Below are 15484 nucleotides of genomic sequence, written 5' to 3'. Positions count from 1 at the left end.
AGCCACCGAGCCCCCTTCCAACAGTTGTCTAAGTTATTTCATGCTCGTTCCTAACTGATTAAGTTTTAACAAAAATCGGCAGTTTAGCGCTTTTTACCCTATTTAACCCTACGGTGTTACTTCGCGCTTTCCGTCTCTTCTGTTTCCAGGATTAAAGACAATTGAATTGGTTTAATTTATTTTCGAAAGAAATAAGAAAAATAAATCAATTAGTTACAAAAATAATGCGCGCGTAATCTCGAAACAATATGATAGCAGGGTATTCGAAGCAATAAATCCTAACGGATAGAGTATAACCTTTTTATTCAATCAAGCTACTACTAATTTATCGGAAACCTATCATTCCGGCATGAATTGACGAAATCGATTCAAAAAATGGAAGGTAACTATTCAGCACATGCGGTAGGTTGGTGTCAGGCATTGATTTCTAAGGACGCGTGAATACATCCCTGTAAGTTCTGACTGCAACGTCCTGTTACAGACAGCCTTATAAATCAATGCCTGACACCTTCTCATACATGACTTATGCTGAATAATTACAATGGAAGTAAAAAAAATATTCGACAGCGCAAAAATAGCAACAAAAACCATAAAAAGGTTCTACGGCACCCTCCGGTGGTCTTTCCATAAAACAAGTTGCTGATTTAGCCTCCCTTTAGAAAAGGGAGATTGAAAGGGGATTTTTTAACAATCCCCCCCCTAGTCCCCACTGCCATTAAGTTAAGGATTTTTCCGTTCGCCCTGAGCCTGTCGAAGGGTGAATGGAAAAATCCTGGGTCGATAAGTTAAGCCGTCCATGGTTCGACAGGCTCACCACGAACGGCTTAACTTAATGGCAGTGCCCCCTAGTCCCTCGGCAACTGCTGAGGGACTAGAATGCATTACGCCTCGGATGGCGTGTATTAGGGCAATGTAGGAGCAATTGCCGAGGAGTAAACCCCGGCCAGGATAACCAATCAGTAAGCGCTCGTACTCCATTAATGCCAGCCACCGTATTGCTTAGTCGGGTCACCTTTAAACCCGGTGGAGGTTCCTTTGCCGCTGGCTTTTTTGTTTTGCCGAATCGCATTAATAGCTGCCTGAGCCATATTTTGCTTGGTCAAACCGCCCAAATTTCTAGCCGATTCGACGACCAGCGTCGACATCGTCGAAATATCCTGCATCGCCAATGCCGAATCCATCACAACCGCTTCCAGTAATGTATTCTCGTCTACGGCAATCTCGAGCGTCACCGGATAAGCGGATCCAGGCGGCAATGCTATCGAATAGTGGGCTTCTTGATCGGGTTCGGCAGTAGCAATCGTCGATCCATTTTTGTCCTTCGCGAGAATTTTTCCACTAACAATCAATTCGTCTCGATCGGTCACGGTGCCCTCAATAACATGCGTAGAGCTGATCCCGACTTGTTTCGCGCTACTGGAAGAATCACCGCAAGCCACGACTACCGACACAATGGCCGCACAAAAAATAAGCTTAAATAAATTATTCATCACCTTCCTCCTAATTTCACCCACCGAAGCCGGTTGGCATTCATCACAACAGTGACCGACGACATTGCCATCGCGGCACCAGCAATCATCGGGTTCAATAAAATACCGAACAACGGATACAACAAGCCGGCCGCGACCGGAATACTGATTGTGTTATAAAAAAACGCGCCCAACAAATTTTGTTTAATATTGATGACTGTCGCCTTGGACAATTCGATGGCTTCGGGCACTTTCATCAATGAACCTTGTAAAATCACGACATCCGCACTTTCAATCGCGACATCGGTGCCGGTACCGATCGCGATACCGACATCGGCTTGCGCCAGAGCCGGCGCATCGTTAATGCCGTCACCGACCATGCCGACCTTTTCTCCTCTCTCTTGTAATTCCTTGACGACGGCGGCTTTGTCCTGCGGCAACACTTGCGCCCTAACTTCGGAAATACCGGCCTGACCGGCAATTGCTTTTGCCGTAACTTCGTTATCGCCGGTCACCATAATAATGCGTATGCCTTGCTCTTTAAGCTGTTTAATCGCTTGTTCGGAATCTTTTTTAATCGGATCGGCCACCGCGACAATTCCGGCGATTTCGTTATCGACCGCCAACAGCATCGGCGTTTGGCCCTGCTTCGATAATGCTTGCATTGGCTCCGAATAAGCCGCGCAATCGACATCTTTTTGCGCCATTAGCGCAGTATTGCCGAAATAAACCTGACGTTTATCGATTTCAGCGCAAACTCCGTGGCCTGCAACGGCTTGGAAACGCCGTGCCCGTGACGGCTTGATACCGCGTCGCTCCGCTTCGGCCAAAATAGCTCCCGCCAAAGGATGCTCGGAACCCGATTCGATACTGGCAGTGATTTGCAGCACTTGTTCTTCGGAAAAACCGTTCACAGCCTCGATTGTTGAAACCGACGGTTTACCTTCGGTAACCGTGCCGGTTTTATCGAGAATCACACAAGTCATTTTACCTGCCGTCTGCAAGGCTTCCCCGTTACGAATCAAAATTCCCATTTGTGCCGCCCGTCCGACCGAAACCATGACTGAAATCGGCGTTGCCAAGCCCAATGCGCATGGACACGCGATGACGAGTACCGTCATCGAAGTCACGAAGGCATACCCCAGGGACGGCTCGGGACCGAAGCCTAACCATATAAGAAATGTCAATACAGATAAGGCAACTACGGCCGGCACAAAAATACTCGAAATCCTGTCGGCCAAACGCGCGATATCGGGTTTGCTGCCTTGCGCCTGACGCACGCTTTTAATAATCTGAGCCAACGCGGTGTCGCGGCCGATTCGCGTCGCCTTAAAAATAAAACTCCCTTTTTGATTCATCGTGCCCGCGGCAACCGATGAACCTTCGGTTTTTTCGACCGGCAAGGGTTCGCCTGTCAACATCGATTCATCGACGGACGAATGCCCTTCGGTCACCGTTCCGTCCACCGGAATTTTTTCGCCGGGGCGGACCCGCAAGATTTCGCCGAGCCCGACATCGTGAATCGGAATATCGATTTCCTTGCCTTCACGGATGACTCTCGCGGTACGCGGTTGAAGCCCGATCAACTGACGAATCGCACCCGACGTTTTGCCGCGCGCTAAGGTTTCCAAACCGGAACCTAAATTGATGAACGCCAAGATAATCACGGCCGCTTCGAAATAAGCATGCTTGGCGAGCGACGGCAAGGCATCGGAATAATCGATCACGATCGACGAATACAACCAAGCCGAACCGGTTCCCAGCGCGATTAAGGTGTCCATATTGGCCTGACCGTGAGACAGCGACTTGATCGCGCCGCTATAAAAATGCCAGCCTGAATAAATCAAAATACCCAAGGTCATCAAGGAAAGCTGTGGCCAAAACCATTGACCGGCTTCCGAACCGATTTCGGGCAGCCAGTTGAAATGATCGCCCAACATCAACGGAATACCCAACGCGGCAGCCGCCGCGGCTTTTTTCATCAACGAACGATAGCGTTTGAGTTCGAGTTCTTCCTGTTCGGAGGGATCTTCATCCAAACCTTCCATGACGGCCGCATCGTAACCCGCCGCTTTTACCGCCTTGGTCAATGCGTCCGGATCGGCATCGCCTTTGACTTGAGCCGAATGATCGGCAAAATTGACCGAAACCTCGGCCACGCCTTCAACTTCCGCCAAGGCGGTTTCAACGGCTCCAACGCACCCGGCACAACGCATGCCCAAAATCGACAGGCGCAGTTCGGGCATCGTCATCTCGGATTCGTTTTGTGTGCTCATAATAATCTCCGAATAGAAGTGAATAAGGTTAAAGGGGCAAGGCTTAAGGGGCAAGGAGCTTAAGGGGCAAAGCACCTTTCATCTTTCATCTTTCATCTTTCATCTTTCATCTTTCATCTTTCACCTTTCACCTTGAACCTTGAACCTTGAACCTTACCAATCCCTCATTCCACAGAAAAACCCGCATCGATCACGGCATCTTCTATTTCTTCGACCTCGATCTTAGCCGGATCGTAGCCCACCTCCACTTTATTGTCTTTATGGCTTGCGGAAACCGATAACACACCATCCAGTGTTTTTAATTTATCGCTGATATTGGTTTCGCAACCGCCGCATTTCATACCTGTTACCGTCAGCACAATTGTCTCGCTCATGTCCTCTCCACTGATTCTAGTCATAATATTAAATTAAAACGCACTATGCACCGCTCGACGCATATTTGTTAAACATGATATAAACTAATTCAAAAAAATAGTCTAACGCTCAAATACAATACAACCAAATACAATGCTTTCATACTTTGTTTTATACTCGAATTTTGGCGCCGGTTTAAAGAAGCACCGGGATATTCAGCAATGGGCATATCTAAATGACAAACTTTTTGATTGGTCGTCAACAAATTTTCAATAGAAAACTTGAAATCTATGCCTATGAAATTCTTTTTCGAGGTCATGAATACGACTTGGCGCAAGAAAGCCAAGCCACGCAAGCGACCAACCAAATCGTTACCGATACGATACTCGAACTCGGCATTAATCAATTGGTCGAAAGCCACAGGGCTTTCATTAACTTTACCGGCCAAAATATCCTTGAAAAAACACCGTTAAGCCTTCCCAAAGAACGCATTGTTATTGAGCTACTAGAAGACATCAAAGTCGACTTAAGAATCATCAACAACATTAAAGAGCTAAAGCAACTCGGCTATACCTTAGCACTGGATGATTTTGTGTTGACTGACGAATGGCGGCCTTTACTAGAGTACGTTGACATCATCAAACTCGATGTCTTGCAAATGTCCGAGCAAGAAACCCTCGACATAATCAAACAACTCAAACATTACCCCGTTAAGTTATTGGCCGAAAAAGTCGAAAGCCACCAACAATACGAACAACTACTCGAACTTGGCTGCGACTATTTTCAAGGTTTTTTTCTCAGCAAACCGAACATCGTCGAAGGCCGGCGTTTGGGTATAAACCAAACAGCGGCAATCAGATTGTTGGCTGCAGTCAATAATCCCAACGTAGAATTTCTCGAACTAACACAAATCATTTCGCAAGATGTCACATTAAGCTTTAAATTATTGCACTACATTAACTCGGCTTTTTTTGCGATTCCACGACGCATCGAATCGATCCGGCATGCCGTCTCTTATCTTGGCCTGAATGAAATCAAACGATGGTGTAATATTCTAACCTTCGCCTCATTATCGAATAAACCGAAAGCCCTACTTCAAACAGCCTTGATTCGAGCTAAAATGTGCGAACTATTAGCCCGGCACCTTAGCGAAGAACCCGAACATTACTTTTTAATCGGTATACTATCGAGTCTCGACAGTATCCTAGATTTGCCGATCGATGAAGCGCTCGGTCAATTACCATTGACGGCCGATGTCGCGATTGCTATTTTGGAAAAGAATGGATTAGGCGGAGAAATTCTTCAATTCGTGCTCGGTTTCGAGCAATGGTTGCCGCAAGCGATACACTTCAAAGCTTTAACTCCGGCGATGATTAACACTGCGTATCTGGAAAGCATCGACTGGGCGAATCAAATCATGAACAACATCGAATAACCGATTCCATGAACAAACTTTTATTTTTATTTTCATTGATGATCCATACGCAGTTACTATCGGCGAGTGAGCTTGGGGCTATCGATATACCGCAAATGCTCGAAATGAAAAACAGACAAAATGCTTTGATCATCGATATCCGTACCGAAAAAGAATGGGCCGAGACTGGAACGATACCTCACAGTGTAAGGCTTCAATTTTTCGATAGTCGAGGCAGCTACGATGCAGAACAATGGCTAAGCGAAATGGAAAAATTACGCACTTCACCGAATCAACCCGTCGTGCTGGTATGCCGATCCGGCAATCGAAGTGAAAAAGCCGGTAATCTCCTAGTGCAAACATTCGGTTTAGACAATATTAACCATCTACAAAACGGTATTCAGCCTTGGATTCAAGCCGGCTATGCCACCACTCAACATTGCCCTGGTCTATTGGCTTGTAAACAATGACAAAAAATCTCAACACCATCACCAACCAAGCAATCGCACTCGCAGGCATCGCCCAAGCGGCCGCGCTGGTCAGGCAATTGGCAACAACCGGCAAATCGGATCCCGATGCAACCGAAGCCAGTATCGCCAGCATTCTTAAAATCGACTCGGATACGGTTGAAGACATTTATGGCGGCCTAGCCGGTATCAAATTCGGATTGGAACAACTCAACCGGCAAATGACCGGTTTCGATATCGCAGATCCCGAACAAGCACGATATGCGGCATCGCTAGTATTTTTAGAAAAACAGGTATCAAACCGTCCCGATTTAATGGAAGTCATCGGTAAAGGCATCGAAAAAGCCCAACACCAAAGCGAAACTTTCGGGCTTTTGCACGAAAACGTATTAGCCAACCTCGGCGACATTTATCACAACACGATCAGTACGCTACAACCGAGGATCATGGTCAACGGCGAACAACATTATTTATCGAGACCCGATACCGTCAATAAAATCAGAGCCCTGCTGCTAGCTGGCATACGCTCGGCAATCCTATGGAAGCAATGCGGCGGATCGCGTTGGAAATTTTTGTTCTTCCGGAAAAAACTACAAACGGAAGTCGAAGCACTGCTCCAAAGAATCTAACCGAATTGCGTTATGAGTCATCTGATAATAGCCGAACATTTATACCGTTATTACGGCAAACTTTGCGCGGTCGACGATGTCAGTTTTACCCTGTCTAAAGGCGAAGTACTAGGCTTTTTAGGACCGAACGGCGCCGGTAAAACCACGACGATGCAGATGCTCTGCGGCAATCTCGCTCCCAGCGCCGGACTCATTACTATCAACGGTTACGACATACTCGATAAACCGAAATCGGCTAAGTTGAAACTCGGCTATTTACCGGATACACCTCCGCTATACCGTGAATTGACCGTCGATGAATTTTTGCATTATTGCGCGCGACTCCATCGTCTAACGCGCGGACATATCTCAAAAGCCATCGCAACAGCCAAGGAGCGATGCGGCTTAAGAGAAGTCGCGAGCCGGCTCATCGGCAATCTTTCCAAAGGCTTTCAACAACGGGTCGGCATCGCTCAAGCCATCTTGCACAATCCTGACGTCGTTATTCTCGATGAACCGACCGTGGGTCTTGACCCGATACAAATCCGAGAAATTCGAAACCTGATCCGTGAACTGGGCCGAGACCACGGCGTCATTCTGTCCACCCATATTCTGCCGGAAGTCCAAGAATCCTGCACACATGTACAAATTATTCAGCACGGCAAATTGATTTTTCACGAAACGATCGAAGGGCTCAATCGGCAGTTAAAGACAAGTACGCTACAAATCAAAACGCGACTACCGGCCGATTTCAATAGCTTGAAAGCGATACCCGGCATATTGTCAGTCGAAGGCTTACCCGGAAACATTACGCGATTACACCACGATAATACGCAAAATCTTAACGAACATATTACCGAAACTGCCGTTCGCCTAGGTTGGGGACTACTGGAAATTACCGAAATGAAACAATCGCTTGAAGACGTTTTTGTCAAACTGACTGAATCGAGCCATCGTAACGCAGTTTGATAATAAGAAATTTATTAACGGTATCCAGTTGCTTTCTGAACAGAGTCAATATGTGTCAGCTCTAAGCTTTATCCTAACGTTCATGAAAGCCCGGCAATCACCCCGGCAAATGAAAGTACGAGACGTGGGGAGGGCGCGGTCACTCGCCCGACAGGACGCCGTGAATACGTCCATGTAGGCTCGATGGCGGCTATCCTGCCGCCAACGCCTGTCGATCGAGCAACCGCACCCTCTCCGGAACCGGCATTGCCAGAACAGAGATTTGTATATCGAAAAATTAGATAATGAATCCAAATTTACGAACTTTCACAGTAAAAAGAGCAGTTGACATGTGTTGTAGACCGTTCGTGCTGAGCTAAGTCGAAGCATGAAGGGTATACAACACTTTCACCGTCGTGGTGAAGCCTCAAACTACCGTTGACCCTTCGACGGGCTCAGGGCGAACGGTAGTTTGAGGCTCTCAACTGCTCTTTTTAGGTTTATCCTAACGATTCATGAAGGCCCGGCAAGTGAAAGTGCAAGGCGTGGCGAAGGGTACGATCACTCACCCGACAGGCCAGCTCCATTCTGGTCCCTCACCGGGCGTTAGGTGAGGGACCGCACACACCGATGCCTGCTCAGGCGCTGCCGAAATTTGAAGCATGAAAGGTATAATTAAATATTTTCGTGATTTTCGTGTGTTTCGTGGACAAAATGCTTTTTATGGATTTATAACGGAGCCCCAGCTCCGGCCTCTTTATTGACCGGCAGATAGACACGGAATTTTGTTCCTTTACCTAATTCCGATGTCAAATCGATCGTCCCGCCATGCTCCTTGATGATCTTATAAGACAGCGATAAACCCAAGCCCGTCCCCTTACCGACCGGCTTAGTCGTAAAAAACGGGTCGAATATTTTCCGCCTAACCTCCTCGGACATGCCGCAACCGGTATCTTCAACCTCTATCCATACCCTATCGTTACCTTGACCGCCCGTTCTTATAATTATTTTTCCTGATTTTTCGATGGCTTGGGCGGCATTCACCAGCAAATTCATCACGACTTGATTGATCTGTGAGCCGACGCAGTTAATCGGTGCAAGCCCCCCATATTCCTTGATAATTTCCGCCTTATATTTTAATTCGTTATTCACGATGTTAAGTGTGGCATCGATGCCCGACTCAAGGTCATGCAGACCGCTTTCGTTCTCATTCATATGCGAAAACTCGCGAAGATTCTGAATGATTTTTCTTGCTCGCACTGCCCCTTCGATCGACTCCTCGATCAAATCGGCTAAATCGGCTTTAAAATCATCGTAATCCAATTCTTCTTTAAGCTTCTGGAAAAACAACACATCGGGGTGGTCTTGCGGCAACTGCCGGGAAAATTTTTCGGCCAATTCGAAAATAGACAACACTGACTGTAAGCGATCTTTTAAGCCTTCCAAATTCGCATATACATAACTCAGCGGGTTATTGATCTCATGAACAATACCGGCCGCCAACAAGCCTAATGATGCCATTTTTTCGGATTGAAATAAAAACGCCTGAGCCTCTTTTAATTCGCCCATGCGGCGTTCGATTTCGCTTTTTAGCCATACATTTTGACTTTCCAGTAAGTCGCGCTCGTTTTTTAGCGCCAATTGGCTTTTAACTCGAGCCATGACGATGCCCGGCACAATCGGTTTAACGATATAATCGACGGCCCCCAATTGCAAACCGAACGCCTCATCGGCTTGATCGTCTAGCGCCGTCACGAAAATCACCGGGATTTCACAACATTCCGGTTCGGCTTTCAGTCGACGGCACAAATCGTAACCGCTTATCCCCGGCATCATCACATCAAGCAATATCAAATCAGGCATATACTCACGCGCCAATTTCAAGCCTTTTTCACCGGATGTGGCAACTTGAACGCTATAATCATCCTTTAAAACTTCAGCCATCAATTCAAGATTAGCCGGCATATCGTCGATGATCAGTATCTTTTTTTTATTATCCATGCTCATTTCTCATACTTATCAAGCCGCGCATTAATCGAATACCGAACGCTTACTGTGAAAGTTCGCGGATTTGAAATCTTAATCTAGTTTTTCGATATTCAACACAATGCCGGTTCCGAAGAGGGGGCGGTTGCTCGATCGACAGGCGTCGGCGGCAGGGAGCCGCCGTCGAGCCTACATGGACGTATTCACGGCGTCCTGTCGGGCGAGTGACCGCACCCTCCCCACCCCAGAGAGCTTTCATTTACCGGGGCGATGGCGAGGTCTTCATGATCGTTAGGATATAGACAAACCGTCATTATCGTTATCCGATACACTTCTCAATATCCGTAAAGCCTCATCATAATCGAACCGATCAATACACCGATTAAACATCGCATAACGATCGCCCAAATAGACCCGCAACATCGCCGCCGATTCACGGCTTAAACTGCCGGCTTTAACATTGCTCTCATCCAGTAAGCGCTCAAGGTCTTGGATGAGGCTCCTCAAACGCTCAGGATCGATATCAATCGACTCGAGATCATCCTGTTCGGTTGCTTCGGGCAAAGACTGAATTGCCTCGACCAACTGTGTTAATTCATGTTCGCATGCAAGCGCCAATTTCATACAATCGTCCGACCCGGCATCCGCACGTAAGGCATTGTCCAATGCTGCCGCACAATCGGCGACAACCCTAGCGCCTAAAGTCGCGGCTACGCCTTTCAGACCATGCGCTAAGCGACGAACGGCTTCGTTATCGCCGGAAGCTAATTGTTTCCGTGCCAGACTCATGTCTTGTCGATGCGATTGCGCAAACATGCGTAGAAGCCGTCGATACTTACCGATATCGCCGTTGACCATTTGCAGGCCCTTAACCGTATCCACGCCCGGTATATCCCCTAGCTCGCTTTGGCTATTCAATTGATCGAACACCATTCGAGACTCCTCAGACCGATTATCGAGCTCCGGCAAGTCATGTTTTTCGCGCGCCAACCAACGCAACACCACGGTATAAAGTACCTCCGGAATCACTGGCTTGGCGATGAAATCATTCATTCCGGCGTCAAAACAAACACGACGATCTTCGTCGAAAGCATTAGCGGTCATCGCCAAAATCGGCAACCGCACATACTCCGTTTGAGAACGAATCGCCCGAGTAGCAGCCAAACCGTCCATCTCTGGCATCTGCATATCCATCAATATCAAATCGTACTGTTTCGATCGGACTTTATCCAATGCCACACGGCCATTTTCGGCGGTATCCACCGACAAACCGACACTATGTAATAACTCCAAAACGACTTCTCGATTGATCGGGTTGTCTTCCGCCACTAGCAAACGCGCGCCGGCATATCGGCGACGCAATAGATCATCGACAGCTTTGCTTGTTCCAATCTGTACCGCCGACATCACTCCACGCCCGCGCCGAAGCCAAGCGGTAAACCAAAATGTACTACCCTGCCCAATCCGGCTTTCAACGCCGACGTCCCCGCCCATCATGGTCGCAAGCCTTTTGGTAATCGCCAATCCCAAACCGGTACCGCCGTATTTTCGGGTAATCGACACATCGGTTTGAGAAAAAGATTCAAACAATAACGGCAAATGCTCTTCGGCGATGCCGATTCCCGAATCCTGAACTTCAAAACGTACTAACAAGCCTTGCTCGTTCTCTTGCAACAGTTTGGCGCGCAAGACAATCGAACCTTGTTCGGTGAATTTCACCGCATTGCCCGCATAGTTCAACATCGCTTGACGCAGACGTGTCGGATCGCCTCTAAGCCAATGAGGAACGCCGTCGCTATCCGAAATAACCGACAAGCCCTTGAGCTTGGCTTGATCGGCAACCAACGACTTAATATGATCCAATACGGCCTCGAGCGCGAAGTCGGTTTGCTCCAATTCCAAACACCCTGCCTCGATTTTGGATAAGTCCAAAATATCATTAATAATCGACAATAAATGTTGAGCGGAAACCTCGATTTTAGTCAGGCGTTCGCCTTGCACGGGCGACAACGGGCTTTGTTTTAATAAATATGTCAATCCCAGAATCGCATTCATCGGCGTACGGATTTCATGACTCATATTCGCCAGAAACGAGCTCTTGGCCTTGTTTGCCGCATCCGCCGCGGCACGCGCTTTTTCCAGCTCCGCCGTTCGATCGGCGACCAGTTCTTCCAAATGATGACGGTAGCGGTCCAATTCCTCGCCGTTATGTTTTTTGTCGGTAATATCCTCTTTGACCGACACATAATGCGTAATACGACCATCCGGTTGACGGAGCGGCGAAACGATCGCGAACTCGATATATTCGCTGCCGTCCTTGCGCCGGTTAATAAATTCGCCTTTCCAAGTTTCACCGCGCATCATTGCATCCCAAAATTGAATGAACGTCTCAGGCGGCGTCTTACCGGAGTGTAAAATTTTAGGATTACGACCGATTACCTCGTCAAAGCTATAGCCAGTATTCGCCACAAAAGCCTGATTGACATATTCGATCTCGGCATCCAAATTAGCGATCACAATGCTTTCGGGACTCTGCTCGACGGCCTGTGCAAGCTTGCGCAACTGCTCCTCGGTTCGTTTACGCTCGGTAATATCGCGGACAATACCGGCAGCATGCCAATGCCCGTCCAATTTGACAGCCGAGAGAGAAAGCTCGACCAAAAACTCCTCGCCGTTTCGGCGAACGGCAGGCAATTCCAAAGTACGGCCGACAACAGGTCCATCCCCTGTTTGTTTGAAATGCGATAACCCGGCTGAGGCTGAATCATGTAAACGGGAAGGCGCAATCGTAGCATGAAGCAACTTCCCCTTCACTTCGTCTTGCGTATAACCGAATATTGTCTCGGCCGCGGGGTTCCAAATAACTATCCTATCGTTTGCATCCATTAAAATAAAGGCATCCCGAATGTTCTCCACCGCCACCCGGAAACGCGCTTCACTATCGCGCAACTCTTGCTCCATCGATTTTTGCGCGGTAATATCGCGATGGTATCCATGCTTGCCTAGATAAACCCCGTTCTCGTCATGGATAGCCTTATTCTGATGACTGATCCAACGGATAGTGCCATTCTTGTGTACGATTCGAAATTCCAAATAGCCCTTTTTGTCTTTGCTATCGCTCATCAGATAGTGCCAATATCTATCCCGATCCTCTTCATGCACAAGCTCGTCCATGAGCTTGGCATTTTCAAGAAACGCATCGGCGGGGTAACCTGTTATTTGCGCACACCCCGGCGAAATATAATTGAATTGCCCATCAGGATTGAGCCAAAAAATACAATCCGAAGAATTCTCGGCCAACAACCGAAATTTGGCTTCCGACTCCAACAATGCGGCATGCGCCTGTTCAGCCCTGGTTTGCGCAACGATTGCATCCTCCATTAAGTTCAACGCGGCCAGACGCGCTTGGCGTTGCTCCTCGAGGGCTTTCGCCTGGCTTTGCTTTAACGCGACTTCGGCATGTTGCAGAGCTCGATGCTCTTTGACTTCATTTAGAGCACGATGGATGGACGAAGGCAAGCGGGCAAGATTATCCTTGAGTACGAAATCGCTGACGCCTTGCCATAACAAGTCCACGGCGACTTCTTCGCCGATCGCACTCGTCACTAAAATTACCGGCAAGTCATCCCGGTACGATTTGATAGATTGGAGGGTCGAACGAAAATTCATGCCGGGTACATTATAATCGGAGAGCACCACATCCCATTCGTTTTGCAAGGCCCGCTGCAACTCCGCATTGGAGTTTACGCAATAACACACAGACGCGAGTCCATGCCTTCGCAAATAGCGCTCCAACAACAAAAAATCTGCCGCACTATCCTCAATAACAAGAATTTTTTGCACATCATTCATGACGACTTGTTTCCTTCGACTGCAATTTCAGGCAATGAAAAGCAAAACTCAGCGCCTTTACCCGGCTGGCTATCGACTTCGATTACGCCGCCATGCCGATTGATGATGCGTTTAACGGTAGCCAAACCGATACCAATTCCGGGAAATTCATTTTGATGATGCAAGCGTTGGAAAGGTTGAAATAAGCGTTCGGCATTTGCCATATTGAAGCCGACGCCATTGTCGGCCACACAAAAATAGCGAACGCCTTCTCGATCTTGGGCAAACACGCGAATGCTCGCCGCTTTTTGTTTAGCCGTATATTTCCAAGCATTTTCGAGCAAATTTGATATGACCGACTCGATCATGCGTTTATCACAACTGGCATTCAGGCCTTGTTCGACCCGCACATCGACATGACGCCCGGGATTACTATCGGACAGTTCGGCGAGCACGCGAACCGCCAGCGAAGAAACATCAACCCGATCACGGCTTAGCTCGCCGCGGGTATTTCGCGATAACGATAATAAGCCGTCGATCAAATCATTCATACGGCGGGTCGCAACTCCGATCTGCTGCAAATATTCTTTTGCCTGGTCTTGCAGTTCATCCGCATAGTCTTCGATTAAGGCCCAACTAAAACCATTCAATGCTCGGATCGGAGCCCGTAAATCATGGGAGACCGCATAAGCGAAGCTGTCTAATTCCTGATTCGCCAAGGTCAGTTCTTCGGTTCTTTCCTCTACGCGCCGTTCTAAATCGGCATTGAGCCTGAGTATCTCTAACTCGTAATGCTTCCGCTCGGTTATATCCCGAGCAATCGTGGAAGAAGCCACCACTTTTTTCTCTTTATCGAAAATAGGTGAAATAGTCATCGCCACATCGAACAAATTGCCATTCTTATGTAAACACTTTAATTCGTGCTGCCTGACCGATTGCCCCCTGCCGACCGCTTCGACTAGCATCTGCTCTTGATTACGCTGTGTGGGTGCCATCAGCGAGAGCAGCGATTGCCCTAAAACTTCCTTTGAGGTATAGCCAAACATCGCCTCAGCCGCCCTGTTCCAATCCGTTATGATTCCATCGGCACTGCCGCCAATAATCGCATCATCGGAAAACTCGACAATAGCCGCACGAAGTATTCGTTCCTTATGCAAGCTTAGTTCGATTTCAGACTTTGCTTGCCTTAACTGTTCTTCGACCCTTCTTCGTTCGATGATTTCAGCTTGTAATTGCTCATTGACTCGACGCAATTGCGAGGGACTGGGTAATCTAAGAGCATCGGGAAGTACATACCAGAGTGACACGGCGGCGCCGATCGAAATCAGAGCGGTAGCCGACTTGAAAATAACATCCAAGCCATACCAAGGTTGCCACAGTAAGACGGCCCCGAGCAGATGAGTCATTCCGCAAGCCATGATAAACGTGGCGAACATCCACAGCACCCATTGATAAGGAAAGTCCTTGCGTCGTCTCGCGAAATAAGACAACGCGGCCGGCATGGAAAAATAAGCGAGAAAAATCAATGTTTCGCTAACAACATAAGTCATCACTAAAGGCGGCGACCAACTTAAACAATAACCGTGAGGAAGCAATCCCTTTGTTGACAGAAATTGGCTCAGTTCATCGATCATGACGCCACCGAATCAAGGCTAAAAAATGGATTGTATTTAACATATTTCAATAGATCCTGAGACTCAAATCTAAACTGGGTCGTTAAAGCATAGCGTAGGCTACGCAATCGGGCATGGGCTTGAATAGACTCTTCAAATGGTTCCCACGCTCTGCCCCACTGCCATTAAGGAACGGGTAACCCGTCATTCCGCCATGGACTGGCGGAATCCAGTGCCATGGATGGCAAGCTGTTAAAGTACATTAGAGCCTGAATGCAAGAAGTACTTATTTTTATGACGGCTTAACTTAATGGCAGTGACTCTCTGTCCTCGTCCTTATATACCTTTCGCACTTCAAATTTCGGCATTAGCCTATGGAGGTGCCGGGGTGTTAGGTCGATTTTTGCTCCTGCAAAATCGACATTCACGCCATCCATGGCGCTCGCAAAGGCTTTGATAGCATGGATGCTATCATAGAGCCTACATGGACGTATTTACGGCGTCCTTTGACGGGCACC

The 15484-nt window shown here is 47.9% G+C and carries 10 protein-coding genes; 4 read left to right on the top strand and 6 right to left on the bottom strand.

The features are described 5' to 3' along the window. Nucleotides 1-977 precede the first annotated feature (977 nt). The 3 genes from MEALZ_RS08025 to MEALZ_RS08015 all read right to left on the bottom strand — a co-directional run bounded on the left by MEALZ_RS08025 (nt 978) and on the right by MEALZ_RS08015 (nt 4119). Nucleotides 978-1490, bottom strand: coding sequence for a hypothetical protein (locus MEALZ_RS08025; RefSeq protein WP_046061051.1), 513 nt, complete (start codon nt 1488-1490; stop codon nt 978-980). Further along, nucleotides 1490-3745, bottom strand: coding sequence for a heavy metal translocating P-type ATPase (locus MEALZ_RS08020; protein ID WP_014148125.1), 2256 nt, complete (start codon nt 3743-3745; stop codon nt 1490-1492). Before MEALZ_RS08020 ends, MEALZ_RS08025 begins: the two co-directional genes overlap by 1 nt. 164 nt (nt 3746-3909) lie before the next feature. Next, nucleotides 3910-4119: a heavy-metal-associated domain-containing protein gene (locus MEALZ_RS08015; RefSeq protein ID WP_014148124.1), complete on the bottom strand. Its 210-nt coding sequence runs from the start codon at nt 4117-4119 to the stop codon at nt 3910-3912. 215 nt (nt 4120-4334) lie between these two features. Here MEALZ_RS08015 and MEALZ_RS08010 point away from each other — a divergent pair, with 215 nt between their 5' ends. Genes MEALZ_RS08010 through MEALZ_RS07995 form a run of 4 tightly spaced genes read left to right on the top strand, consistent with a single transcriptional unit; the run spans nt 4335 to nt 7557 of the window. Continuing rightward, nucleotides 4335-5534 (top strand): EAL and HDOD domain-containing protein, encoded by a 1200-nt coding sequence (locus MEALZ_RS08010; protein ID WP_014148123.1) that lies wholly within the window; start codon nt 4335-4337, stop codon nt 5532-5534. Between the two features lie 8 nt (nt 5535-5542). Next, nucleotides 5543-5983, top strand: a complete 441-nt coding sequence (locus MEALZ_RS08005) for a rhodanese-like domain-containing protein (protein WP_014148122.1) — start codon at nt 5543-5545, stop codon at nt 5981-5983. Then, entirely contained in the window at nt 5980-6609 is a 630-nt protein-coding gene (hflD, locus tag MEALZ_RS08000) for a high frequency lysogenization protein HflD (RefSeq protein WP_014148121.1), read from the top strand. Before MEALZ_RS08005 ends, hflD begins: the two co-directional genes overlap by 4 nt. Nucleotides 6610-6621: 12 nt before the next feature. Continuing rightward, nucleotides 6622-7557 (top strand): ABC transporter ATP-binding protein, encoded by a 936-nt coding sequence (locus tag MEALZ_RS07995; protein ID WP_014148120.1) that lies wholly within the window; start codon nt 6622-6624, stop codon nt 7555-7557. 708 nt (nt 7558-8265) lie between these two features. Here the strand turns inward: MEALZ_RS07995 and MEALZ_RS23725 are convergent. The 3 genes from MEALZ_RS23725 to MEALZ_RS20955 form a co-directional block, all read right to left on the bottom strand. Further along, nucleotides 8266-9537 (bottom strand): hybrid sensor histidine kinase/response regulator, encoded by a 1272-nt coding sequence (locus tag MEALZ_RS23725; RefSeq protein ID WP_014148119.1) that lies wholly within the window; start codon nt 9535-9537, stop codon nt 8266-8268. Nucleotides 9538-9813: 276 nt separating this feature from the next. After that, nucleotides 9814-13374, bottom strand: coding sequence for a PAS domain S-box protein (locus MEALZ_RS07985; RefSeq protein ID WP_014148118.1), 3561 nt, complete (start codon nt 13372-13374; stop codon nt 9814-9816). After that, the gene (locus tag MEALZ_RS20955; RefSeq protein WP_014148117.1) at nt 13371-14987 is read right to left on the bottom strand and encodes a sensor histidine kinase; all 1617 of its coding nucleotides are present in this window, start codon (nt 14985-14987) and stop codon (nt 13371-13373) included. Before MEALZ_RS20955 ends, MEALZ_RS07985 begins: the two co-directional genes overlap by 4 nt. Between the last annotated feature and the right edge of the window lie 497 nt (nt 14988-15484).

It is taken from the genome of Methylotuvimicrobium alcaliphilum 20Z, from assembly GCF_000968535.2.
Classification (GTDB): domain Bacteria; phylum Pseudomonadota; class Gammaproteobacteria; order Methylococcales; family Methylomonadaceae; genus Methylotuvimicrobium; species Methylotuvimicrobium alcaliphilum.
The sequence above is the reverse complement of the archived record's forward strand: the minus strand, read 5'-3'. Positions and strand labels throughout refer to the sequence as shown.

What these genes read in the sequence shown, in the direction of transcription:
- MEALZ_RS08025 (WP_046061051.1), bottom strand. Translation starts at nt 1,490, where the DNA reads ATGAATAATTTATTTAAGCTTATTTTTTGTGCGGCCATTGTGTCGGTA.
- MEALZ_RS08020 (WP_014148125.1), bottom strand. Translation starts at nt 3,745, where the DNA reads ATGAGCACACAAAACGAATCCGAGATGACGATGCCCGAACTGCGCCTG.
- MEALZ_RS08015 (WP_014148124.1), bottom strand. Translation starts at nt 4,119, where the DNA reads ATGAGCGAGACAATTGTGCTGACGGTAACAGGTATGAAATGCGGCGGT.
- MEALZ_RS08010 (WP_014148123.1), top strand. Translation starts at nt 4,335, where the DNA reads ATGACAAACTTTTTGATTGGTCGTCAACAAATTTTCAATAGAAAACTT.
- MEALZ_RS08005 (WP_014148122.1), top strand. Translation starts at nt 5,543, where the DNA reads ATGAACAAACTTTTATTTTTATTTTCATTGATGATCCATACGCAGTTA.
- hflD (WP_014148121.1), top strand. Translation starts at nt 5,980, where the DNA reads ATGACAAAAAATCTCAACACCATCACCAACCAAGCAATCGCACTCGCA.
- MEALZ_RS07995 (WP_014148120.1), top strand. Translation starts at nt 6,622, where the DNA reads ATGAGTCATCTGATAATAGCCGAACATTTATACCGTTATTACGGCAAA.
- MEALZ_RS23725 (WP_014148119.1), bottom strand. Translation starts at nt 9,537, where the DNA reads ATGGATAATAAAAAAAAGATACTGATCATCGACGATATGCCGGCTAAT.
- MEALZ_RS07985 (WP_014148118.1), bottom strand. Translation starts at nt 13,374, where the DNA reads ATGAATGATGTGCAAAAAATTCTTGTTATTGAGGATAGTGCGGCAGAT.
- MEALZ_RS20955 (WP_014148117.1), bottom strand. Translation starts at nt 14,987, where the DNA reads ATGATCGATGAACTGAGCCAATTTCTGTCAACAAAGGGATTGCTTCCT.